General features: G+C 72.5%; 17 protein-coding genes. 11 read left to right on the top strand and 6 right to left on the bottom strand.

Going from position 1 to position 22,901, the window contains the following annotated elements; genetic code table 11:
* Positions 1-113 precede the first annotated feature (113 nt).
* On the top strand, positions 114-1,949 hold the full coding sequence (locus ACIRQY_RS05615; protein ID WP_403922595.1) for a GMC oxidoreductase: 1,836 nt from the start codon (positions 114-116) through the stop codon (positions 1,947-1,949).
* Between the two features lie 958 nt (positions 1,950-2,907).
* Here ACIRQY_RS05615 and ACIRQY_RS05610 read toward each other — a convergent pair.
* On the bottom strand, positions 2,908-3,198 hold the full coding sequence (locus ACIRQY_RS05610) for a chorismate mutase (RefSeq protein ID WP_351795868.1): 291 nt from the start codon (positions 3,196-3,198) through the stop codon (positions 2,908-2,910).
* A gap of 348 nt (positions 3,199-3,546) precedes the next feature.
* Here ACIRQY_RS05610 and guaA point away from each other — a divergent pair, with 348 nt between their 5' ends.
* From guaA to ACIRQY_RS05585, 5 genes are all read left to right on the top strand, one after another.
* Positions 3,547-5,139, top strand: coding sequence for a glutamine-hydrolyzing GMP synthase (gene guaA / locus ACIRQY_RS05605; RefSeq protein ID WP_403922594.1), 1,593 nt, complete (start codon positions 3,547-3,549; stop codon positions 5,137-5,139).
* Between the two features lie 116 nt (positions 5,140-5,255).
* The gene (locus ACIRQY_RS05600) at positions 5,256-6,044 is read left to right on the top strand and encodes a class II aldolase/adducin family protein (protein WP_403922593.1); all 789 of its coding nucleotides are present in this window, start codon (positions 5,256-5,258) and stop codon (positions 6,042-6,044) included.
* A gap of 177 nt (positions 6,045-6,221) precedes the next feature.
* Positions 6,222-7,454 carry a hypothetical protein gene (locus tag ACIRQY_RS05595; protein WP_403922592.1) on the top strand — a complete coding sequence of 411 codons (1,233 nt, stop codon included), beginning with the start codon at positions 6,222-6,224 and terminating at the stop codon, positions 7,452-7,454.
* Positions 7,455-7,775: 321 nt separating this feature from the next.
* Positions 7,776-8,099 carry a hypothetical protein gene (locus ACIRQY_RS05590; protein WP_403922854.1) on the top strand — a complete coding sequence of 108 codons (324 nt, stop codon included), beginning with the start codon at positions 7,776-7,778 and terminating at the stop codon, positions 8,097-8,099.
* Between the two features lie 56 nt (positions 8,100-8,155).
* On the top strand, positions 8,156-8,725 hold the full coding sequence (locus ACIRQY_RS05585; protein ID WP_403922836.1) for a DoxX family protein: 570 nt from the start codon (positions 8,156-8,158) through the stop codon (positions 8,723-8,725).
* Between the two features lie 156 nt (positions 8,726-8,881).
* Here ACIRQY_RS05585 and ACIRQY_RS05580 read toward each other — a convergent pair whose 3' ends face one another.
* Positions 8,882-10,228, bottom strand: coding sequence for a PspC domain-containing protein (locus ACIRQY_RS05580; RefSeq protein WP_403922591.1), 1,347 nt, complete (start codon positions 10,226-10,228; stop codon positions 8,882-8,884).
* Positions 10,229-10,384: 156 nt separating this feature from the next.
* On the opposite strand from ACIRQY_RS05580, the gene ACIRQY_RS05575 reads away from it, so the two are divergent.
* Positions 10,385-11,647, top strand: a complete 1,263-nt coding sequence (locus ACIRQY_RS05575; protein WP_351795886.1) for a PspC domain-containing protein — start codon at positions 10,385-10,387, stop codon at positions 11,645-11,647.
* Positions 11,644-12,372 carry a LuxR C-terminal-related transcriptional regulator gene (locus ACIRQY_RS05570; RefSeq protein ID WP_403922590.1) on the top strand — a complete coding sequence of 243 codons (729 nt, stop codon included), beginning with the start codon at positions 11,644-11,646 and terminating at the stop codon, positions 12,370-12,372. The genes ACIRQY_RS05575 and ACIRQY_RS05570 overlap by 4 nt, the downstream gene beginning before the upstream one ends.
* 491 nt (positions 12,373-12,863) lie before the next feature.
* Here ACIRQY_RS05570 and ACIRQY_RS05565 read toward each other — a convergent pair whose 3' ends face one another.
* The gene (locus ACIRQY_RS05565; protein WP_403922589.1) at positions 12,864-13,943 is read right to left on the bottom strand and encodes an NlpC/P60 family protein; all 1,080 of its coding nucleotides are present in this window, start codon (positions 13,941-13,943) and stop codon (positions 12,864-12,866) included.
* A 339-nt stretch (positions 13,944-14,282) separates the two neighbouring features.
* On the opposite strand from ACIRQY_RS05565, the gene ACIRQY_RS05560 reads away from it, so the two are divergent.
* The gene (locus tag ACIRQY_RS05560; protein ID WP_403922588.1) at positions 14,283-14,636 is read left to right on the top strand and encodes a hypothetical protein; all 354 of its coding nucleotides are present in this window, start codon (positions 14,283-14,285) and stop codon (positions 14,634-14,636) included.
* 111 nt (positions 14,637-14,747) lie between these two features.
* Positions 14,748-17,195, top strand: coding sequence for a DNA helicase PcrA (gene pcrA, locus ACIRQY_RS05555; RefSeq protein ID WP_403922587.1), 2,448 nt, complete (start codon positions 14,748-14,750; stop codon positions 17,193-17,195).
* A gap of 108 nt (positions 17,196-17,303) precedes the next feature.
* Here pcrA and ACIRQY_RS05550 read toward each other — a convergent pair whose 3' ends face one another.
* Together ACIRQY_RS05550 and ACIRQY_RS05545 are read right to left on the bottom strand one after the other, a co-directional pair.
* A complete protein-coding gene (locus ACIRQY_RS05550; protein ID WP_403922586.1) occupies positions 17,304-18,947 on the bottom strand; it encodes a M23 family metallopeptidase in 1,644 nt (547 codons plus the stop codon).
* 274 nt (positions 18,948-19,221) lie between these two features.
* Positions 19,222-20,097, bottom strand: a complete 876-nt coding sequence (locus tag ACIRQY_RS05545) for an esterase/lipase family protein (protein WP_403922585.1) — start codon at positions 20,095-20,097, stop codon at positions 19,222-19,224.
* 301 nt (positions 20,098-20,398) lie between these two features.
* Here ACIRQY_RS05545 and ACIRQY_RS05540 point away from each other — a divergent pair, with 301 nt between their 5' ends.
* Positions 20,399-20,806, top strand: a complete 408-nt coding sequence (locus ACIRQY_RS05540) for a cobalamin B12-binding domain-containing protein (protein WP_366439595.1) — start codon at positions 20,399-20,401, stop codon at positions 20,804-20,806.
* Between the two features lie 155 nt (positions 20,807-20,961).
* On the opposite strand, the gene ACIRQY_RS05535 is transcribed toward ACIRQY_RS05540, so the two are convergent.
* A complete protein-coding gene (locus ACIRQY_RS05535; protein ID WP_403922835.1) occupies positions 20,962-22,581 on the bottom strand; it encodes a DUF5691 domain-containing protein in 1,620 nt (539 codons plus the stop codon).
* Positions 22,582-22,901: the final 320 nt, after the last annotated feature.

The raw sequence follows: 22,901 nt of genomic DNA, 5'->3' as shown, positions 1-22,901 counted from the left end.
CCTCACGGGTCCGCCCTTCTCCGTACGAGCCCCGTCTCCTTCCCTACGCGTTACGCCCTTTTCCTTCCGTTTCCTTCCGTACGAGTTCCGCCCTTTTTCGTCCGAGGAGAGCCATGACCGCGGTACCCCCTGCCCGGAATCAGGAAGCGAGCCGCCCGGACGACGGGTACGACTACGACGTCCTCGTCGTCGGCTCCGGCTTCGGCGGTTCGGTCACCGCCCTGCGGCTCACCGAGAAGGGCTACCGGGTCGGCGTCCTGGAGGCGGGCCGCCGCTTCACCCGCGCGACCCTGCCGAAGAACTCCTGGGACGTGAAGAACTTCCTGTGGGCCCCCGCCCTCGGTCTCTACGGCATCCAGCGCATCCATCTGCTCGGCAACGTCATGGTCCTCGCGGGCGCGGGCGTCGGCGGCGGCTCCCTCAACTACGCCAACACGCTCTACGTACCGCCGAAGCCGTTCTTCGACGACCCGCAGTGGCGGGACATCACGGACTGGCAGGACGAGCTGCGGCCCTACTACGACCAGGCACAGCGGATGCTCGGCGTCCGGCTCAACCCGACGACGACCCCCTCCGACGTGCACCTGAAGGCCGCCGCCCAGGCCATGGGCATCGGCGACACCTTCCACATGGCCCCGGTCGGCGTCTTCTTCGGCGACGGCTCCGACGCCGACGGCACGGCGAGGGCGAGGCCCGGCGACGAGGTCCCCGACCCGTACTTCGGCGGCGCGGGCCCCACCCGGCGCGCCTGCACCGAGTGCGGCGAATGCATGACCGGCTGCCGCCACGGCGCCAAGAACACCCTCAACGAGAACTACCTCCACCTCGCCGAGAAGGCGGGCGCGACCGTCCACCCCATGACCACGGTCGTCACCGTCACCGAGGACTCCCGGGGCGGCTTCGCCGTGCGGACCCTCCCCACCGACCGGCGGCGCAAGGGCAGGGGCCGGACCTTCACCGCCCGCCGGGTGGTGATCGCGGCGGGCACGTACGGCACCCAGACCCTGCTGCACCGGATGAAGGACACCGGACTGCTGCCCCGGATCTCCCGGCGGCTCGGCGAGCTGACCCGCACCAACTCCGAGGGCCTGGTCGGCGCCCAGACCACCGAGCGCCGCTACCGCGAGCGGCACGGCGGAAGGAAGGCCGACTTCACCCGGGGAGTCGCCATCACCTCCTCGGTGCATCCCGACGCCCACACCCACATCGAGCCGGTGCGGTACGGCCGGGGCTCCAACTCGATGGGCGGCCTGACCGTCCTCCAGGTCCCCTACGGGGCCCACCGGGTCCGCGCCTGGTTCCTCAACATGCTCAGGCACCCCACCCTCGCCGCCCGCTCGCTCTCCAACCGGCGCTGGTCCGAGCGGACCATCATCGGCCTGGTCATGCAGTCCCTCGACAACTCCCTGACGACCTACCGCAAGCCCGGCGGGCTCGGAAAGGGCCTGCTCACGGCCCGCCAGGGGCACGGCGCGCCGAACCCGGTGCAGATACCGGAGGCCACCCGGGCCGCCACCCTGCTCGCCGAGGAGATCAACGGCTTCGCGGGCTCCAACATCGGCGAGCTGATGGGGACCCCGCTCACCGCCCACTTCCTCGGCGGCTGCCCGATCGGCGCCGACACCGACTCCGGGGTCATCGACCCGTACCACCGGCTCTACGGCCATCCCGGGATCTCCGTCGTCGACGGGGCCGCTGTCTCCGCCAACCTCGGCGTCAACCCGTCCCTGACCATCACCGCGCAGGCCGAACGCGCGATGTCCTTCTGGCCGAACAAGGGGGAGGCTGACGTCCGCCCGCGCCAGGGCGAGGCGTACGTCCGGCTCACGGCGGTCGAACCCCGGTCTCCCGCGGTCCCGGCCGAGGCCTTCGGCGCCCTGCGCCTGCCGTTCCTCGGCATCCCGGCCGTACCGCCGAAGAAGAGCGCGAGGACGAAGAAGAAGGCGTGATGCCCCTGGGCCCGGAAAGGTCCTGAGTGGACCGAGTGGACCGAGTGGACCGAGTGGACCGAGTGGACCGAGTGGACCGAGTGGACCGAGTGGACCGAGTGGATCTGAGAGGGCCAAGAGAGCCAGGAGAGTCTTGTCGAAGGCCCGGGGAAGCCGGGGCGAGGCCGGGACGCCCGGGAAGGCAGAAAGGGCGCTGCACCCCCCTCCGAGTGCAGCGCCCTTCCAGTTCTTGGTGGTGCCGCATAGATGACCCGTGACCGCCGGGATTGGTTGTAGCGGTTGCCCACAATCTCCATGTGACGCGCGTCACGTCCCGTGGGGCAGGGGGTGTGAGGGTACGAGCAAGGGCCCCGTGCCGCGATTCCGGTCGCGGCACGGGGCCCTTGGCGTCGGTACCGGCGTCAGGGGGGCGGCGGTGCCGAGCGGGCACGGCGCCGGGGGGTGCGCCGTGCGGGAGGGGAGGAGGAGTGAGGGGAAAGGGGGGCGGAAGGGGGGGAGACGGGGACGGGACGGATCCGGGGGGCCGGGTGTCCCGGGGCCGGAGATTCGTACAGTGCGGTGGTGCGGTGCGGTGCCGGCGGTCGTGGGGGCCGTCGCCGGACGAGCCGGTTGCGGCCGGCCCCGAGCGTCCTCGGGGCCGACCGCCCTTTTGGGCGACCGGGCCGCTGTCCCCTGCTGCCCGGTCACGAGCGCTGGTGCGAGGTCCCACGGCGTACCAGAGGTACGCCACACGCCCCAGCGAAGCCACGCGTGGTTTCCTGCGGGCCCGCCCCTGGCTGGCACGGACACCCGGACCAACGAAGTCGGCTCCGGGCCGGTCACGCGCCGTACGGGTGAGAGAGGGCCCGAACTCAGATGCGGGCCCTCGCTCACACGCGGACCGAGCCCTCCGGTGCGCCCGGTGCGCGCCGGAGGCCCCGGCGCGCACCGGGCCCGGGTGCGGGGCGCCGTCGCCGCCTCAGATGCGGCCCCGGCACAGCTCCAGCATCGTCATCGCCAGCGCCGTGCCCGGCTTGCCCAGCGCGTCCCGGTAGTGACCGAGGACCTCCATCTCGCGCGCCAGGTTCACCCGACGGCCGCCCGAGGAGATCCGGGCCTCCTGGATGACGGCCGAGACCGCCGCCCGTTCCTGGATCAGGCCGATGATCCGGTCGTCGAGCGCGTCGATCCGCTCGCGCGCGTCGCCGATCAGCGCCGCCGCCTCGTCCGTACGGGCGCCGGTCTTCTCGGACGTGGTGGTCTGCGTCATGGTGGGGCTCCTGGGGTGTCGGGCGGGCCCGGCGGTGCCGGACCCGGGCCGCCCCGGAGCGACCAGGCCCGGAAACGACAGAGCGCCCCGGGCCTTGTCGGCCCGGGGCGCCTGGGAAGTCGCTTGTCAGTTGCTCAAGCAGCACGACCATGGCAGCCGGTGGGCCGGATGCCATAGGTAAAGACGAAGGTCGTGAGCTCGCGCATGCCGACAGTATGGCCCCTGCCGCGCCCCCGGAGCCCACCGGGTTCGGATGGTGAGACGAAAAGCGTCACCGGCGCGCCGGTAGAATCGACAGATAGCACCCCCCTTCGGGGGACCCCCTCCTACCGCCGGAAGGCCGCCGTAGTGTCATCAGCGACCCCCGCTGCCGCGCCCGACGTCACCAACCCGGACGTAGTCCTCGTTGTCGACTTCGGCGCCCAGTACGCCCAGCTCATCGCCCGCCGCGTCCGTGAGGCCCGGGTCTACAGTGAGATCGTCCCGTCCACCATGCCGGTGGCCGAGATGCTGGCCAAGAACCCGAAGGCGATCATCCTCTCCGGCGGCCCGTCCTCCGTGTACGCGGAGAACGCCCCCCGCCTCGACCGCGCCCTCTTCGAGGCGGGTGTCCCCGTCTTCGGCATGTGCTACGGCTTCCAGCTGATGGCCACCACCCTCGGTGGCACCGTCGACAACACCGGCGCCCGCGAGTACGGCCGCACCCCGCTGCACGTCTCCAAGACCGGTTCCACCCTCTTCGAGGGCACCCCGGCCGAGCAGCCGGTGTGGATGTCGCACGGCGACGCCTGCTCCGCCGCTCCCGAGGGCTTCACCGTCACCGCGTCCACCGACGTCGTGCCCGTCGCCGCCTTCGAGAACGATGAGAAGAAGCTCTACGGCGTCCAGTACCACCCCGAGGTGCTGCACTCCACGCACGGCCAGCAGATCCTGGAGCACTTCCTGTACCGCGGCGCGGGCATCGCGCCCAGCTGGACCACGGGCAACGTGATCGAGGAGCAGGTCGCGGCCATCCGCGCCCAGGTCGGCGACAAGCGCGCCATCTGCGGTCTCTCCGGCGGCGTCGACTCCGCGGTGGCCGCCGCGCTCGTCCAGAAGGCCATCGGCTCCCAGCTCACCTGCGTCTACGTCGACCACGGCCTGATGCGGAAGAACGAGACCGAGCAGGTCGAGAAGGACTTCGTCGCCGCCACCGGCGCCAAGCTGGTCGTCGTCGACGCGCAGGAGCGCTTCCTCACCGCCCTCGCCGGCGTCTCCGACCCCGAGACCAAGCGGAAGATCATCGGCCGCGAGTTCATCCGCGTCTTCGAGCAGGCGCAGCTGGAGATCCTCCAGGAGGAGGGCCCCGAGGTCGCCTTCCTGGTCCAGGGCACCCTCTACCCGGACATCGTCGAGTCCGGCGGCGGCACCGGCACCGCCAACATCAAGTCCCACCACAACGTGGGCGGCCTCCCCGAGGACCTGGAGTTCGAGCTCGTCGAGCCGCTGCGCCAGCTCTTCAAGGACGAGGTCCGCATGGTCGGCCAGGACCTCGGCCTGCCCGAGGAGATCGTCCAGCGCCAGCCCTTCCCCGGCCCCGGCCTCGGCATCCGCATCGTCGGCGAGGTCACCAAGGAGCGCTTGGACCTGCTGCGCGAGGCCGACGCCATCGCCCGCGAGGAGCTCACCGCGGCCGGTCTCGACCGCGAGATCTGGCAGTGCCCGGTCGTCCTGCTCGCCGACGTCCGCTCCGTGGGCGTCCAGGGCGACGGACGCACCTACGGCCACCCCATCGTGCTCCGTCCGGTCTCCTCCGAGGACGCCATGACGGCCGACTGGTCGCGCCTGCCGTACGACGTGCTGGCCAAGATCTCCACCCGCATCACCAACGAGGTCGCCGACGTCAACCGCGTCGTCCTCGACATCACCAGCAAGCCGCCGGGCACCATCGAGTGGGAGTAGTCGTCCCCGCTCCCTGAGGCCGACGAAGCCGCCGTCCCGTGCCCGCCGCGCGAGCCGGCGGCTTCGTCGTGTCCGGGCTCTGGTGACTTGGCGGGCCGGGCGTTACCTTCCCGCGCATGAGCGCGATACCCGACCCCGTACCCCTCGAACGGCTCCACTTCGCCATGCCGCCCGTCCACGCGACGGCCGAGGAGGAACGCACCCACCGCAGACAGCGGATCGCGGGCGCGCTGCGGCTCTTCGCCCGCCTCGGGTACGAGGAGGGCGTCTCCGGCCACATCAGCGCCCGCGACCCCGAGCACCCCGACTGCTACTGGGTGAACCCCTTCGGCGCGCCCTTCGACGAGGTGACCGCGAGCGACCTCGTCCTCGTCAACGGCGACGGGCAGGTCCTCCGGGGCGGGCGGCACGTGAACCAGGCCGCGTTCACCGTCCACGCCCAGGTCCACCGGGCCCGGCCCGACGTCGTCGCCGTCGCCCACACCCACTCCCTCCACGGACGGGCCCTGGCCGCGCTCGGCGAACTCCTCGACCCGATCACCCAGGAGGCCTGCGCCTTCTACCAGGACCACGCCCTCTACGACGCCTACACCGGAGTCACCGTGGACCCGGAAGAGAGCCGCCGCGTCGCCGTCGCCCTCGGCACCTTCAAGGCGATCGTCCTGCGCAACCACGGCCTCCTCACCGTCGGGACCTCCGTCGACGCCGCCGCCTGGTGGTTCCTCTCCCTCGAACGCGCCGCCCAGATCCAGCTGACCGCCCGCGCGGCCGGCAAACCGGTCCTCATCGCCCACCACCAGGCCGTCGCCACCCGCGAACAGCTCGGCAACGACCTCGTCGCCTGGATCAACTACCAGCCGCTCTGGCGCAAGATCAGCCGGACGGAGCCCGAACTCCTCTCGTGACACGATCGCTTCACCTTTCTGTACGTCAATGAGATGTCGCGGCAATCACTCTCCGGCCGGACGCGAAGAAGCATCCGCGGGAGCCGCCGGTACGACACAATTCCGTGAAATCAAAAGCTGGTTGACCGCTCGGGGCGCACCGGCACGTGTCGTGAAGTGAGCTCGGGAGTGAGCACCGTGACGGTTCAAGAGGCGAGACAGTACGGCGGACACGCGACGGCCTGCACGGGCTGCGCCCACTGCGGGCAAGCCGGACACCGGCGCGCCGTCGCGGCCTTCCTCGCCCGCCGCGACGAACTCGCCACCGGCCACGGCGTCCCCGCCGCGGTCGCCCACTCCCCGGTCGCCGCCCGCCAATGGGTCTCCGACGAACTGGCCCAGTCCGCCCGCGAGGTCGGCGCCCACGGCCGCGAGGCCGGACTCGCCTGGCTCGACCGGGTGCACCGCGGCGGCCTCGGCGTCGTCTGGGGAGCCGTCCTCGCCCTTCTCCTCGGCCAGGCCCTCACCGCGATCCGGACGGGATGGACCGGGGCCCGCACGGCCGGTCTCTGCACGGCCCTGGTCCTCGCCCTCCTCCTCAGCGCCGCCGCCCACGCCCACCGCTCCCGCGGAGGTCTGCTCGCCCCCCTGCTCGGTGAGGACAACCGCCTCTCCACCCCCCAGGCCGTCGCCGCCGTCTGGCTCCTCCTCCTCGGCTACACCCTCGTCTTCCTCACCTTCCTGTCACCCGGCGAGACCCCCTTCGCCCTGGCCCGTGGCGCGGGCCTCCTGTCCGTCCTCGCCCTGGTGGCGGCCGTCACCGTGACCGCCCGTCTCGTCGTCTCGGCCGGGACCGCCTCCGGCCGCCTCCAGAAGGTCCGCGCCGACCGTCCCCGCGCCGCCGACCTGCTCTGTGACGACGGCGGCCGGGCCGCTCTCGCCGATGTCCAGTACCTCCTCGTCTCCGTCTCCGTCCTCACCCTCACCGCCGTCGGCCTGGCCCGTGACCCGTCCCGGCTCCCCGAGGTGCCCTGGTCCCTCGTCGTGCTCCTCGGCGTCTCGGCCGCCTGGCACCTCGCCGCCAAGTGCACCGAGGGCGTCCGCCCCACGATCCACTCGGTGGTCCGGTCCCGGGAGGCCGGTGACCTCGACGCCCCGATCCGTACGGGAGACGACATCGAGATCCGTGGCTGCGGCTTCGTCCCGCCGGGCGCGGGAGCCCCCGACCCGCTGACCCGCCTGGTGGTCCGCATCGGCCCGGTCCACACCCATGTGCCCCTCGTCCCGGTACCCGGCGGTTTCGCCAATCCCACCGACGCCTCCCTCACCGTCCCCCTCCCCGCCGACGTGGAACCGGGCCGAGTGGAGGTCTCGGTCGTCACCGCGGCGGGCGTCGAGACGAACCGGGTCGTGATCGACGTCGTCGACTGACAGTGAGGATGAGCCATGGCGCCGCTCGGGGGTCTGGCCCCTCCGGCCCGTCCCCGCGCCCCCACCCCGCCCGTGCGAGGAGAATCGATCCGCGAACAGTCGTACGGGGCGTGGAGAGGTGACCGACGATGACGGGACAGATGAACCCCGAGGACCCGGCGGACCCGGCGGACCGGGGCGACCACGCGGCGCCGCCGGACCGGCGGTCCGATGAGAGCCCGGCCGGCCGCCCGAACCCCCCGGGCCTCGACGGCCCCCCGGGACGAGCGGCCGGTGCCGTCGCCGGGCCCGATGACACCGGTCGGGGTGCCCAGGAGCTCGATGACGACGATCCGGGCGACCGACGACTCGACGACGTCCCGAGCGCGCCGGGCCACGGACGACCTGGTGATGGCGGCCCGGCTGACGGGCGACCCGATGACGACGGTCGGGACGGTGACGGTGGCCTGGATGGCGGACGACCCAGTGACGGCGGTCCGGCTGACGCGCGTCTCGGTGACAGCGGTCGGGACGATGGGCGTCTCGGTGACGGCGGTCCGGCTAACGGGCGTCTCGGTGACGACGGTCTGGCCGACGGGTCCGGCGGGCGAGGTCTGCCCCGAGAGGCCGGTGGGCCGGGCTCATCGGAAGGGTCCGACGGCCTGAGGGCGTTCGATGAGTACGGTGATTCGGGAACGCCCGGGAGGTCCGGCCGTCGAGACCTGCCCCGAGGGGCCGGTGGCCCGGGTTCGTCAGGAGGGCCCGGCGAACCGGGGGCGTTCGGTGGGCCTGGTGGGTCTGGTGGGCCTGGCGGGTCCGGTGGGCTCGACGGGTGGAAGGCGCTCGCCTCCCGCTACGCGCTCCTTCCGCTGCGGCTCTTCCTCGGGATCACCTTCCTCTACGCCGGATTCGACAAGCTCACCGATCCCACGTTCTTCGGCGACTCCGGTACCGGTTCCATCGGCGAGATGATGCGAGGTGTCCGGGACTCCTCGGCCCTTCCCGCCCTCGTCGACCTCGCCCTCAAGAACCCCACCGGATTCGGCTACGCCATCGCCTTCGGAGAGCTCGCCGTCGGGATCGGGACCCTGGTGGGCCTCTTCGCCCGAGTGGCGGCCCTCGGGGGCGCGCTGATCTCGCTGAGCCTCTGGCTGACCGTGAGCTGGCAGGTGCAGCCCTACTACCTCGGCAACGACCTCGCCTATTTGATGGCCTGGCTGCCGCTGCTGCTCGCCGGGGCGTCCGTGCTGTCGCTGGACCGGCTCCTCGCCGTGCGCCGCCGTATTCGATAGGCCACCCAGGTCACGAGGCCGGCGGCTCCGAGGCCGAGCCCGAGCACCGGGAACGCCACGTACCAGGGGACCTTCCAGGACCCCGTCGCGTCCCCCGCGTACACGGCGGCCAGGGCCAGGGCGCTCAGGCCCGCCAGCAGCCGCCCGGGGCGGAACTCATGAAGCAGCACGGGTCACCTCCACCTGTCCGATGCCGACCTCCAGAGAGAGGTCCAGGGTGCCCGCCGGAGTCGTCCCGGCAGGCGGTTCGAGTGTGCGGGTCACATCGCGGTCCGGCGCGATGTCGATGTCGTCGGCGGGCTCGCCGGGCAGCCGCAGGTCCCCGAGCGCCACTTCCGCGTGCAGCCTCACCACCGTGTCCTTCGGCACGATCACCTTGACCTGCCCCGCGCCCACACCGACCGAGGTCGAGACGGTCGTGCCCGAGGGGACGGGGAGCCCCGAAAGATCCAGTGTGCCCACCCCGGTCCCGACCTCATAGTGCGGCTGCACGGCCGTCACCGATGTCGGCTTCCAGGTGTCGCGGACCCACTCGGTGCTGATGTCCGAGGGCAGCGCCGTGGCCAGGGCCAGCAGGGACGCCGTGACCACGGTGTGGAAGACCGTGCCGAACCCGGTCCGGCCCAGGAAGCCGCTGACGACCAGGCCGACGCCGAACACGGTGAGGGCGGCGATCAGACCGGTCTGCAGACTGGTGCGGAGCGGCTCGGTCTCCCAGGTGGCCGCCGTGCCGACGACCGCGGCGATCAAGGCCAGCAGATACACGATCCCGCCGATGGACCGCGGGCTTCTGCGCACCGAGGGCTGCGGACGCTGGGGACCCGACCGGTCGGAACCCCACTGACCACCGGGCTTCGGCACCTTGCCGTCCACCCGGCCCTCGTCGTCCAGGACGCCGTGCGGGCCCCACAGATAGCCGATGGCCAGCTTGCCCGTCGAGCCGTCCTTGACGACGGGCTCCTTCCACCAGGACGGGAAATCGGTCAGCGGCGGCGCCTTGGTCTCGGGGGGAGCCTCCGAGACCGCGAGGGCGGCCGCGGCCGACTCCACCCGGCCCTCGGGCTCGATCACTCCGCTCTGCCGGTGCCGGGACCACACCGCCGCCGCGCACACCACGAACGCCAGCAGAAGCGCGGAACCCAGCATCGAGCCGCTGTGCAGCATCGACAGGAAGATCCCGCAGCCCACCAGCGCCATCAGCACGGCGGTCAGCGAAGTCCCGGAGACCCGGCCCGTCAGCAGCCTGCGGCCCTCGTTCTCCTCCTCGCCCGTGAGCGGTATCAGCAGCCAGGCGAAGCCGTAGAAGATCAGGCCGATGCCCCCGGGCACGGCCAGTACTCCGAGCACGACGCGGAAGACCACCGGGTCGAGGTCGAAGTACCGGCCGAGACCGCCACAGACACCGCCCACGACCTTGCCGCCGCGCGAGCGCCGCAGTGGGCGGGCGGAATCGGCCTCCGCCGGTGGCGGGGCCTCGTGCTGCGAAGGCATCGAACTCGTCATGACTCCATGGTGAACGGCCGTGACGTCCAGCGGCACCGGGGACGACCCTGGCCCGACCCTGATATTCGGAGGGGCGTTGTCCCTGAGGTCTTACCAGGGACGATCTCAGGGCCGACCCTGATGTCCGGAGCACGCCGAACGTGTGACGATCGGTGCATGTCCGCAACCGCTCGTGTCACCGACACCGACGAACCTCCCGTGCGCAAGCTGTACCGCAGCGCCGACGGGCGGTGGCTCGGCGGTGTGGCGCGCGGTCTCGCCGGTCACCTCGGTCTTCCGGTCGTCTGGGTGCGGATCGCCTTTCTGCTCCTCTCCTTCATGGACGGCCTCGGCTTCCTGGTCTACGCGGCCTTCTGGATCGTGGTCCCGCTGGGCGTGGGTGGCCGGGCCGCTCCCCGCCCCGTCTTCGAGACCACCCCGGACGGGCGCCGCAGACTCCGCAAGCCCGAGCGGGGGCAGATCTTCGCCCTGATAGCGCTCGCGATAGGCGGCGCGGCCCTCATCGGGAACATCAAGGTCGACAGCGAGTCCGGGCGGTACGTCTGGCCGGTGATCCTCGTCGGTGTCGGTCTCGCCGTGGTCTGGCGCCAGGCGGACAACGCGCGCCGGGCCAGCTGGACGGAGGGCGGGCGCAGCAGCCGTGCCTTCCAGCTCGCCCGGGGGCTCGTCGGCGTCGGCCTGGTCGGCACCGGTCTCGCGGTCTTCGTGGTGGTGCGGGGCTCGGTCGCCCAGCTCGGGACGGCGCTCACCGCCGCCGTCGCGGTCCTCACCGGCATAGCCCTGCTTGCCGGGCCCTGGCTGGTCCGGATGTCCCAGGACCTGTCGGAGGAGCGGACCATGCGCATTCGGGCCCAGGAGCGCGCCGAGGTCGCGGCGCACGTCCACGACTCGGTGCTGCACACCCTGACTCTGATCCAGCGGAACGCGGAGGACGCGGGCGAGGTGCGGCGTCTGGCCCGCGCCCAGGAGCGGGAGCTGCGGAACTGGCTCTACAAGCCGGAGGGCACCGGCAAGGAGGAGGAGCCCGAGACCCTCGCCGAGGCGGTGAAGAGAGCCGCGGCCGAGGTCGAGGACAAGCACGGGGTGCCGCTGGAGGTCGTCGTCGTGGGTGACTGCCCGCTCGACGACGGACTGGTGGCACAGGTACAGGCCGCGCGCGAGGCGATGGTGAACGCCGCCAAGTACGGTGGCGAGGGTGGGGCCGTCCAGGTGTACGCCGAGGTGGAGGGCCGCACGGTCTTCGTCTCGGTACGGGACCGGGGGCCCGGGTTCGATCTGGACGCGGTCCCCGAGGACAGGATGGGCGTACGAGAATCGATCATCGGCCGGATGCAGCGCAACGGCGGCTCGGCACGGTTGAGATCGGTGCCGGGTGGGGGCACCGAAGTGGAGCTTGAGATGGAGAGGGCGGACGGATGAGCGACGAGACCGGGCCAGAGACCGGGCCAGAGGCCGGGGCCGACGCGGGGGCGAAGGGCATGGACCGCCGGGTGCGGGTGGTGCTCGTCGACGACCACCGCATGTTCCGTACCGGAGTGCAGGCGGAGATCGGCCGCACCGACATCACGGGTGTCGAGGTGGTGGGCGAGGCCGCTGACGTCGACCAGGCGGTCACCGTGATCACGGCGACCCGTCCCGAGGTCGTGCTGCTCGATGTGCACCTGCCCGGTGGTGGCGGGGTGGAGGTGCTCCGGCGCTGCGCGAGCCTGATGGGGGTGGCCGAGGACCCGGTGCGTTTCCTGGCCCTTTCGGTGTCGGACGCCGCGGAGGATGTGATCGGGGTGATCCGGGGCGGTGCCCGTGGCTATGTCACGAAGACGATCACCGGCAAGGACCTGGTCGACTCGATCTTCCGGGTGCAGGAGGGAGACGCCGTGTTCTCGCCCCGGCTCGCGGGCTTCGTCCTGGACGCCTTCGCGTCGACGGACGCGCCGCCGGTGGACGAGGACCTCGACCGGCTCACCCAGCGTGAGCGGGAGGTGCTGCGACTGATCGCCCGGGGGTACGCGTACAAGGAGATCGGCAAGCAGCTCTTCATCTCGGTGAAGACGGTCGAGTCGCATGTCTCGGCGGTACTGCGCAAGCTCCAGCTCTCCAACCGGCACGAGCTGACCCGCTGGGCGACCGCCCGCCGCCTGGTCTGACGCGCCGGAGAGCGGCCCTGGGCCCCTGGGCCCGCCCAAGTGGGCCGGGACCGGCCGGACCCGACCTGGGCCGAGCCAGGCCCGAGGGCAGGGCAGACCCGACCTGTGCCGGATCCGACCTGTGCCGGACCCGGGCCGAGCCGAACCCGGACCCGACCTGAGCCGGACCCGGGGTGCGCCGGACGTGACCCGAGCCGGACCCGGCCCCGACCTGGACCCGAACCCGACCTGAGCCGAGTCGGACCCGGGCCGAGTCGGACCCGGGATGTGCCGGACCCGACTCGCCCTGGTACGAGCCCCTCGGTAGTACGGGGTCGCACTCGCCCACGCCCGGGCCTGTCCGGGGCGTGGTACAGGCCCCCCGGGGGTCCAGGGGCTGTGTTGTAGCGACCCAGGTGACGGACGGTCCGCGTCGGTGCCCGCCGGGAGACAAAGGGACTTCCGGTCGGGACGGGGGCCGGGGGGGCCGGGGCCGGACGGGGTTGGTGTCGTCAGGACACGCGGGTCGCTCCGGCGAAGGGCATTTCGTCGATGGGGGCGACGCGGACCGGGGCGCCGGGGCGGGGGGCGTGGATCATCTGGCCGCCGCCGATGTAGAGGCCGACGTGGCTGATGCCGGAGTAGAAGAAGATCAGATCGCCGGGGGCGAGTTCGGAGCGGGAGACGCGGCGACCGGCGTTGATCTGGGTGTACGTGGTGCGGGGCAGGGAGACGCCGGCGGCGCGCCAGGCGGCCTGGGTGAGGCCGGAGCAGTCGAAGACCGAGGGGCCCGTAGCGCCCCAGACGTACGGTTTGCCGAGCTGGGCGCGGGCGAAGGAGACGGCCTGGGCGGTCCGTCCGTCGGGGGCTGCGACCGGGTCGCGGTCGCCGGTCGAGGAGCGGTCGGCGCGGGCGGTTCCGGTGTGGGCGACGGCCGTGGTGGTGCCGGAGCCGGCCTCGGCGGCTTCGTAACGGGCGCGTTCCTCGGCGGTCAGACGGTCGAGGAGGGTACGGGCCTCGGCCAGTCTGCCGAGGACGGCGGCCTTCTGGCGCCTGAGCTCCGTCTCGTTCCGGCGCAGCTCGGTGAGGTGCTGGGCGGACTCGCCGCGGAGCTGCCGGATCGCGTCCAGTTCGCGGCGCACGGCGCTGACGGCGGCGGTCTGCCGGTCGCCCGCCTTCTCGGCGAGGGCGGCCCGCTCCAGGTACTGGTCGGGGTCGGAGGTGAGGGCCAGCCGGACGGCGGGGTCGAGGCCGCCGGTGCGGTACTGGGCGGCGGCCATGGCGCCGAGGCTGTCGCGTGCGTCGTTGAGGCGCTGGGTCCTGCGGGCGGCCTCGTCGCGCAGCCGGTCGAAGGCGGCGCGGGCGGCGTCGGCCCGTTCCTTCGCGCCGTTGTACCGCTCGGTCGCGGCCCCGGCGTCCTCGTAGAGCCGGTCGACCTTCGCCTTGACCTGGGCGGTGGTGGGCCGGGGCTCCGCGTGCCCGGAGCCCTCGAAGAGGGTGGTGGTCGCGGCGGAGGCCAGGGCGAGGGTGACGGCGGTGCGGGCCGCGTGGCCGCCGAGGAGGGAACGCCGGGGCTTTCGGTGCGCTGCCACGAGGGCGGTCACATCCTCTGTCTGCGGGTACGGGGCCACCGGGCCGACGGCGGGCCGCCACAGGGGAGACGGTCCGCCGCCGGATTTCTCGGCGGGGCGGCCGACAACCGCCGGGTGACCGGCGGCGGTGGGGAGCCGGCCACCTGCTGGAGGACGCTAATCCGGGGGCCGTGCCGACGCGGAGGATTGATCGCTATTGGCGTCGGTTGTCGGATCGGGGGCTGAACGCTTTCGCCCGCGAGGGCGGGCCGGGAACATTCCGGTGGCTGCCCGACCGAAGCGCCGGAGTGGGTGGACCCGGCCGGAGGACGGTGCTAAGGCCCCGGTTAGGCTCCGCCCATGGACGTACTCATCAATGTCTTCGTCGCCCTGCACATCATCGGTATCGCCTCTCTGCTGGGCGGTTTCCTCACCCAGATGAAGGCGATGGGGGCCGGTACGGCCCGCTTCAGCCCCGCGATGCTGCACGGCGCGCTGACCATGCTGATCACGGGCATCGCCCTCGTCGGCCTGAACCAGGCGGACGACCACACCGTGAACAACCTCAAGGTCGGCATCAAGCTCGCGGTCCTCGTCGTCATCCTCGGCCTGGTCTACGTCAAGCGGGACGAGGAGAAGGTCGACAAGGGCCTCTTCGCCGCCGTCGGCGGGCTGACCATGGCGAACATCTTCATCGCGACCCTCTGGGTCTGACCCCGGTCTCCCTCCGGGGCCCGGGTCCGGGGCCCCGCGCGCGAGTGGTCCGGGGCCTGGTTCCGCGGGCGGGCCCCGGATGTCAGTGCGGCGTCCTAGACTCGTGAGGCGATGAGCAGCCTCTTTGACGACAGCTTCCTGGCCGGCCTCCAGAACCACTCCTCGGAGGAGCCGCCGCCCCACCCCGAGGACGACGAGCACCGCGCTCCGGCCACGGAGGAGGTCCCGCACGACCTCTTCGGGGGGCACTTCGACGCGCCCCCGCCCCGGGACGCGTACTACCGGGACGGGCATCCCCGGCCCGTCGTGGACCCCGCTGCCCTCCTGGACGGGCTGAACGAGCAGCAGCGCGCCGCCGTCGTCCACACCGACACCCCGCTGCTCATCGTGGCGGGCGCGGGCTCCGGCAAGACCAGGGTCCTCACCCACCGCATCGCCCACCTCCTGGGCAGCCGGCACGTCCACCCCGGCCAGATACTGGCGATCACCTTCACCAACAAGGCCGCGGGCGAGATGAAGGAGCGCGTCGAGCAGCTCGTCGGGCCACGGGCGAACGCGATGTGGGTGATGACCTTCCACAGCGCCTGCGTCCGCATCCTGCGCCGCGAGTCGAAGAGGCTCGGCTTCACCTCCTCTTTCTCGATCTACGACGCCGCCGACTCCAAGCGCCTGATGGCCCTGGTCTGCCGTGACCTGGACCTCGACCCGAAGAAGTTCCCGCCGAAGTCGTTCAGCGCCAAGATCTCGAACCTCAAGAACGAGCTGATCGACGAGGAGAGCTTCGCCGACCAGGCCGTCGACGGCTTCGAGAAGACGCTCGCCGAGGCGTACCGGATGTACCAGGCGCGGCTGCGCGAGGCCAACGCCCTGGACTTCGACGACATCATCATGACGACGGTCCATCTGCTCCAGGCGTTCCCGGACGTGGCCGAGCACTACCGCCGCCGCTTCCGCCACGTACTCGTCGACGAGTACCAGGACACCAACCACGCCCAGTACACCCTGGTGCGGGAGCTCGTCGGCACCGGTGACGAGGACCTCGGCCCGGCCGAGCTGTGTGTCGTCGGCGACGCCGACCAGTCCATCTACGCCTTCCGCGGCGCCACCATCCGCAACATCCTCCAGTTCGAGGAGGACTACCCGGACGCGACGACGATCCTCCTGGAGCAGAACTACCGCTCCACCCAGACGATCCTCTCGGCGGCCAACGCCGTCATCGAGCGCAACGAGTCCCGCCGTCCCAAGAACCTGTGGACGAACGCGGGCGCGGGAGCGCAGATCACCGGCTACGTCGCCGACACCGAGCACGACGAGGCCCAGTTCGTCGCCGACGAGATCGACCGGCTCACGGACGCGGGCGAGGCCAAGGCGGGAGACGTCGCCGTCTTCTACCGGACCAACGCCCAGTCCCGCGTCTTCGAAGAGATCTTCATCCGGGTCGGACTGCCCTACAAGGTCGTCGGCGGTGTGCGCTTCTACGAGCGCAAGGAGGTCCGGGACGTCCTCGCGTACCTGCGCGTCCTCGCCAATCCCGAGGACAACGTGCCGCTGCGCCGCATCCTCAACGTCCCCAAGCGGGGCATCGGCGAGCGCGCCGAGGCGATGGTCGACGCGCTCTCCCTGCGCGAGAAGATCACGTTCCCGCAGGCGCTCAAGCGGGTCGACGAGGCCTACGGCATGGCCGCGCGCTCGGCGAACGCGGTGAAGCGGTTCAACGCGCTCATGGACGAACTGCGTACCGTCGTCGAGTCCGGTGCGGGCCCGGCGGTCGTCCTGGAGGCGGTCCTGGAGCGCACCGGCTATCTGGCCGAGCTCCAGGCGTCGACGGACCCGCAGGACGAGACCCGTATCGAGAACCTCCAGGAACTGGCCGCCGTGGCGCTGGAGTTCGAGCAGGAGCGCGGCGAAGAGCCCGCGACGCTCGCCGAATTCCTGGAGAAGGTCGCGCTCGTCGCCGACTCCGACCAGATCCCGGACGAGGACGAGGAGGGCCGGGGTGTCATCACGCTGATGACGCTGCACACCGCCAAGGGCCTGGAATTCCCGGTGGTGTTCCTGACGGGCATGGAGGACGGGGTGTTCCCGCACATGCGCGCCCTCGGTCAGGCGAAGGAGCTGGAGGAGGAGCGGCGACTGGCGTACGTGGGCATCACGCGCGCCCGTGAGCGGCTCTACCTGACCCGCTCGTCGATGCGCAGCGCCTGGGGACAGCCCTCGTACAACCCGGCCTCGCGTTTCCTTGAGGAGATCCCGGCGACGTATCTGGAGTGGAAGCGGACGGGGCCGATGGTGAAGCCCGCCGGGCCGACCTCGGGGATCACCTCGTCGCTGTCCTCCTCGCGCACGCGCTCCGGTCCTTCGGGGTTCGCCACCCGGCGGGCCGGGGAGAAGCCGGTGATCTCGCTCCAGACCGGTGACCGGGTCACGCACGACCAGTTCGGCCTGGGCACGGTGGTGGCGGTGACCGGTGTGGGCGCGGACGCCCAGGCGACGATCGACTTCGGCGACGAGAAGCCGAAGCGGCTGCTGCTGAGGTACGCGCCGGTCGAGAAGCTGTAGCGGATCTTCTGACGACTGACGACTGACGACGGACGACGACACCTGAGCGGGCCCCGCCTTCCGGCCGGAAGGCGGGGCCCGCTCAGGTGAGGTACGGAGGGGGTGTGGTCAGCGGGTCGGGTCGAGGCCGTGGCTGCGCAGCCAGGCCAGCGGGTCGACCGCGTAGCCGCCGCCGGGCCGGACCTCGAAGTGGAGGTGCGGGCCGGTGGAGTTGCCGGTGTCACCGGAGTACGCGATGACGTCACCGGCCTTGACCTGACCGGAGCGGAACTTGGGGCTGCTGAGGTGGCAGTACCAGGTCTCGGTGCCGTCGGGGGCGGTGACGATGACGACGTTGCCGTAGGCGCTGTTCAGCTGGGTGCGGACGGTGCCGTCGGTCGCGGCCATCACGGGCGTGCCCTCGCGGACGGGGAAGTCGATGCCGGTGTGCACGGACATCCAGTTGACGCCCGACTGCCCGAAGCGGGCGCTGAGCTGGTGGAGCTTCACCGGCAGCGCGAACTTGGGGCGCAGTGCCTCCTTGCGGGCGGCCTCGGCCTCGCGCTTCTTCCGGTCGGCCTCCTGGCGCTGACGGAGGTCGATGCGCTCCTGGGTGCGGCTGGCGCGGTCGCCGAAGTCGCGGGCGTCGGCGCTGAGCGCGGCGAGCTGGGTGTCGAGCGCGTTGTTGGCGGCGACCTGCTTGACGGAGGCGGGGTCGGAGGCGGCGAGCGCGGTGGTGTTCTCCGTCTTGCCGCCGTCGGCGCCGGACCCGGTGAGACTGCCGACGGAGGCGGCGGCGATGCCCGCGACGCCCATGACACAGGCGGAGGGGACGGCGACGGTGAGGAGCGCGGAACGCTTGGCGGGGGTACGGCGACGGCCCCGGCTGCCTCCGGAGGGGCGGCGCGCGGGGCGGCCCGCGACGGAGGAACCGGTGCGGAGCTCGGCGGCGGGCATGGCGTCGTGCGTGCCGTTGGGGTCGGCGTCGGCCCCGGTGTCCGGCTCGTGGTCGGCGTCGTCGTCGGAACCGGCCTGGTGGGCGGCGGTGTCCTCGGCGAACCCATGGTCGTCCGGGTGCTCCGTGTACTCGGTGTATTCGGCGTCGCGGCTCCCGCCCTCGAAGCCGGTGTCTTCGGCGGGGGCGAGGGCCTCGGTGCGCTCCGCCGCCTCGGCGGCGTAGTCGAACGCGAACTCGGCGGTGTGCTCGGGCCCCGGCGTGTACTGCTGCGGGACGACCGGTTCGGCCTCGGGGGCCGTGTTCCACGCGGTCGCGTCGTAGGCGCCGGTGTCGGTCGTGAAGGCGGGGGCGGCCCACTGACCGGTGGTGTCGTAGGCCTCGTGGCCGTACGTGCCCTGGGCGGCGTAGGAGCCGGAGTGGACGTTCTCGTACTGGCCGGTGTGCTGGGCCTCGGTCCAGGCGGAGGCGTCCCACGGACCGGTGGTGTCGTACGAGGCGGTGTCGTACGTGCCGGTGGTCTGCTGCTGGGCGGTGCCGTACTGACCCGTCGTCGCGTACGTGCCGGTGGTGTCCCACTGGCCCGTGGTGTCCCACTGCCCGGTGGTGTCGTACGTGCCGGTGGTCTGCTGCTGGCCGGTGTCGTACTGACCCGTCGTCGGGTACGTCCCGGTGGTGTCGTACGCGCCGAGGTCCCACTGTCCGCTGTGGTCGGCCTGGCCCGTGGCGTACGAGCCGAAGAGCGGATCGACGCCGAAGCCGTTGGTGGTGTGGGCGTCGTCTCCGACGTACCCGGCGTGGGGGTGCTGGTCGTTCACCAACGTCTCTCTCGCCTCGGCAACAGGACCGGTCCGGGGCGGGCCCGACGAGGGGTGTCCCGGGGGTAAGCAGTGGCGCGACTGTACCCGGCGGCCTGTGCAACCGACAATCTTCAGATGGGTCCGCTGCGTTAGGAAACGGGCAATCGGCTGTGTTTCGCCAGCTCACGGGGCGAGCTTTGGCCTTGTGTTCGAGAAGCGTTCGATGAACGGGTCCCGCGTGTCCGTGATCTCCGCGTACGCCGACGGGCATCCGGACGGTCGTCCCCGCACGTCAGGCGACGGACGCGGCGCCCGGCCCTTCCTTCCGCGCCTCCGGCGTGTCCCTCCGCGTTTCGGGTCCGTCCCTCCGCCCCTCCGATCTGTCCCTCCGCCCCTCCGGCCCGTCCGTCCGGGCGTCCGGTGTCCCAGGGGCGTCCGCGTCGAGGGCGTCCAGGATCCCGGCGACGACCGTCGGATGCACGGTCAGTGCCAGGTGCCCGATCCCGCTGACCCGTACGTTGTGCGCGAGCAGGTCGGGGTGGTCGAGGCGGGCCGTCTCCACCGGTGACATCATCTGGTCCAGATCGCTCCAGAAGCTCACGAACCGGGTCCGGCAGTCCGGCGCCGGACCCGCCAGTTCCCGGAGCACCCCGGAACCCGGCCGCATCTGCCGGACCAGTGGATGCGCGTCGGCCAGCGGGGCCACGGTGGTGCCGGAGTGCGGGGTGCCCAGGGTGACCAGGGTCCGCACCCGGGTGTCACCACCGAGGCACTGCACGTAGTACCGGGCGATCAGACCGCCCAGGCTGTGTCCGACGATGTCGACCTCGGCGGCTCCCGTACGGGTGGCGATCTCCTCCACCCGGCGGCCGAGCAGCACGGCGGCGGCCCGTAGGTCACAGGTCAGCGGCGAGTGGTTGAGCGACTCTACGCGGTCACGGCCGTGCCGCGTCAACGAGCGGCGCAGCAGGAGGAACACCGAGCGGTTGTCCACGAAACCGTGCAGCAGCACCACCGGGCGCCGGGCGGGCGAGAGTGGGGCCGGAGGCTCCGGGGACGAGCGGCGCTCGGCCGCGATCCCCGTGGGGTAGAGGACCAGACGGCCGGTGAGGATCGCGAGTTCGAGGGCGGTGGCCTTCATCAGGGTGGTGACCTCGGCGAACTCCATGGCCGGCCTCCCGAACGGCGTGGGGGCCGGACGGCACGTCGGCGCGCCGCGTCTCCGCGCCGCACGGACGACGGCACGGAGACGCGGCGACCTCGTCGCGGCTCCCTTCGCGCCCCGCCCCGCTTGCGGCTGGTGGGCCCAGGAGGAGGGCCCGAAAGCGGGGTGCGACGCGGAGCGAACATGTCCCACGTGTGATTTCCCCCTCGCTCGCCGCCGCGAAACTGCCGCGTGCGGGATGCTGGGGATAACGTTCGTTCACCTCCCCGGCTAACAGGCGCGGGGGTCGCATGTGGAGGCAGTGATGGGTGTGACCGGTCCGATCCGCGTGGTGGTGGCCAAGCCGGGTCTCGACGGCCACGATCGCGGGGCCAAGGTGATCGCGCGGGCACTCCGCGACGCCGGTATGGAGGTCATCTACACCGGGCTCCACCAGACGCCGGAACAGATCGTCGACACCGCGATCCAGGAGGACGCCGACGCGATCGGCCTCTCGATCCTCTCGGGCGCGCACAACACCCTCTTCGCGAAGGTCCTGGAGCTGCTCAAGGACCGTGACGCGGAGGACATCAAGGTCTTCGGCGGCGGCATCATCCCGGAGGCGGACATCCCGCCGCTGAAGGAGAAGGGCGTGGCGGAGATCTTCACGCCGGGCGCCACGACCGCCTCCATCGTCGACTGGGTCAACGCGAACGTCCGCGTGGCCGCGTGAGTCCCTTCCGTACCGGGTGACTCGCTCCTCACTCCCTTCCGAAGGGCCCTTCCCTCAGGGCGAATTCCAGGGGGAGGGCCCTTCGGCGCGTCCGGAGTTCCGGCGGGCCGGGGCGCGGGGCCCGGGCCCGGCCCCTTCGGCACCGGTACCGGCCCCTACCCCTGCACCGGCCGGTACCCCGGCCCCGCGTCCCGTGCCGGTGGAAGGTCGGGCGCGGGCGGTGGCTCCGCGAGTTCGGCGTGCATCGCCGCGCGCAGCCGGAGGGTGGAGACCAGGCGCTGGAACGCCTCGGACCAGTAGCCGCCCGCGCCGGGGGAGACCTCGTCCGTCTCGTCCGGCCGGGCGGTCAGGGAATCCAGGTGCCGGGCCGACTCCGGGGCGAGACAACGCTCCGCCAGCCCCATCACCCCACTGAAGCTCCACGGGTAGCTGCCCGCCTCCCGCGCGATGTCGAGGGCGTCGACCACCGCCCCGCCCAGCGGTGCCGCCCACGGCACCTCGCACACGCCGAGCAGTTGGAACGCCTCCGACAGCCCGTGGGCGGCGATGAACGACGCCACCCAGTCCGCCCGCTCCGCCGGGGGCAGCGTCGACAGCAACTGCGCCCGCTCCGCGAGCGACGACGTGCCCGGTCCCGTCGCGGGAGGCGCCGACGGCGCGCCGAGCAGCGCCCGCGACCAGGCCGCGTCCCGCTGCCGCACGGCGGCCCTGCACCAGCCCGCGTGCAGCTCCGCCTGCCAGTCGTCGCCGACCGGCAGCGCCACGATCGCCTCCGGGCCGCGCCCGCCGAACCGGGGCGGCCAGCAGGACAGCGGGGCCGCCTCCACCAACTGGCCCAGCCACCAGGACCGCTCGCCCCGACCCGCCGGGGGCGTCGCCACCACACCGTCCCGCCGCATCGCCGCGTCGCACTCGTGCGGGGCCTCGACGACGACCGAGGGCGTCCGCGCCGTCCGGTCGAGCCCCACGCACGAGACGGCCCGGCCCGCCATCCGGCCGGCCAGCGCCGAGCGCGGAAGCGCGGACAGCAGTTCGGCGGCGGTGGCGCGGACGTTGCGGCTGCGGTCGCCGAGGGCCGCCTCCAGGAACTCCTCGTCCGCGTCGGAGAGTCCGCTCCGCAGCGAGTCCAGGAACATCAGCCGGTCCTCCGCCCGCTCGACGGACCAGGTGCCCGCGAGCAGGGCGAGCCCGGCCGCCGGGTCCTCGGCGCGTACGGCGGCCAGCAGGGCGACCCGCTCCGCGAACAGGCCCTCCTCCCACAGGGCCCGTACGCCTTTCTCGTCCCCGGAGTCCGGAAGGGAGCCGCCCGCGCCCGAACCCCGCAGCGCGAACCGCCACTCGGGGTTCTGGCGGGCCAGCCACAGACCGCGCGCCCCGGCCAGCCGGAGCGCCTGCGGCCTCAGGTCCGTGCGGGCACGTGCCGCGTCGAGCAGGGCGGGCAGGGCGGCGGAAGGCGCCTTGAAACCATGCCGGTTGGCGAGTGTCAGCCACTGGGGGAGCAGCTCGGTGAGGTCGGGAGCGGCCCCGCGCCGCCCGGCGGGCGAGGGCGCGGCCCGGCCCGCGAGCAGCTGGTCCAGCCGCCGCCGGGCCGCCTCGGGCAGTCGGCCGCGCGGGTCGGCGGGCGCGGGCTCCGGCAGCGGCGCGGCGGGACCGGGCCGCAGCCCCGCCCTGCGCCGTACGGTGTGCACCGCGGCGGCGTCGAGGAGCGCGCCCGGCAGATCCCCGCCGTCGCCCCTGGCGAACCCACCGGGGGCGCGCCGGTCCGTGCCGAGCATCGCGGCGGTCACCAACTCCTCCCAGGCCCGGCCCCCGGCGTCCGCGCCCCCCGCCCCCTCGCCGCTCGAAGCACTCCCGGCCCCGAGGACCGCGGTGTCCGGGCCCGTGGTGTCCGGAAGCGTGATGCCCGGGCCCGTGGTGTCCGGGGCCGCGTCGCCCGGGGCCGTGATGCCCGTGCCGCCCGGCCCGTCGGCGTCCCCGCGGCCGGTCCGTTCACCCGTGTCCGTGCGGCCCACCCCGTCACCGGGTGCGGCAGCCCTTTCCTCCGCGCCCGGTCCGCTCCCCTCTTCGGCGGGTGGGGTCGTCCCGGTGTCCGTGG

This window comes from Streptomyces sp. NPDC101490 (assembly GCF_044767145.1).
In the GTDB taxonomy this organism is placed as follows: domain Bacteria; phylum Actinomycetota; class Actinomycetes; order Streptomycetales; family Streptomycetaceae; genus Streptomyces.
The sequence above is the reverse complement of the archived record's forward strand: the minus strand, read 5'-3'. Positions and strand labels throughout refer to the sequence as shown.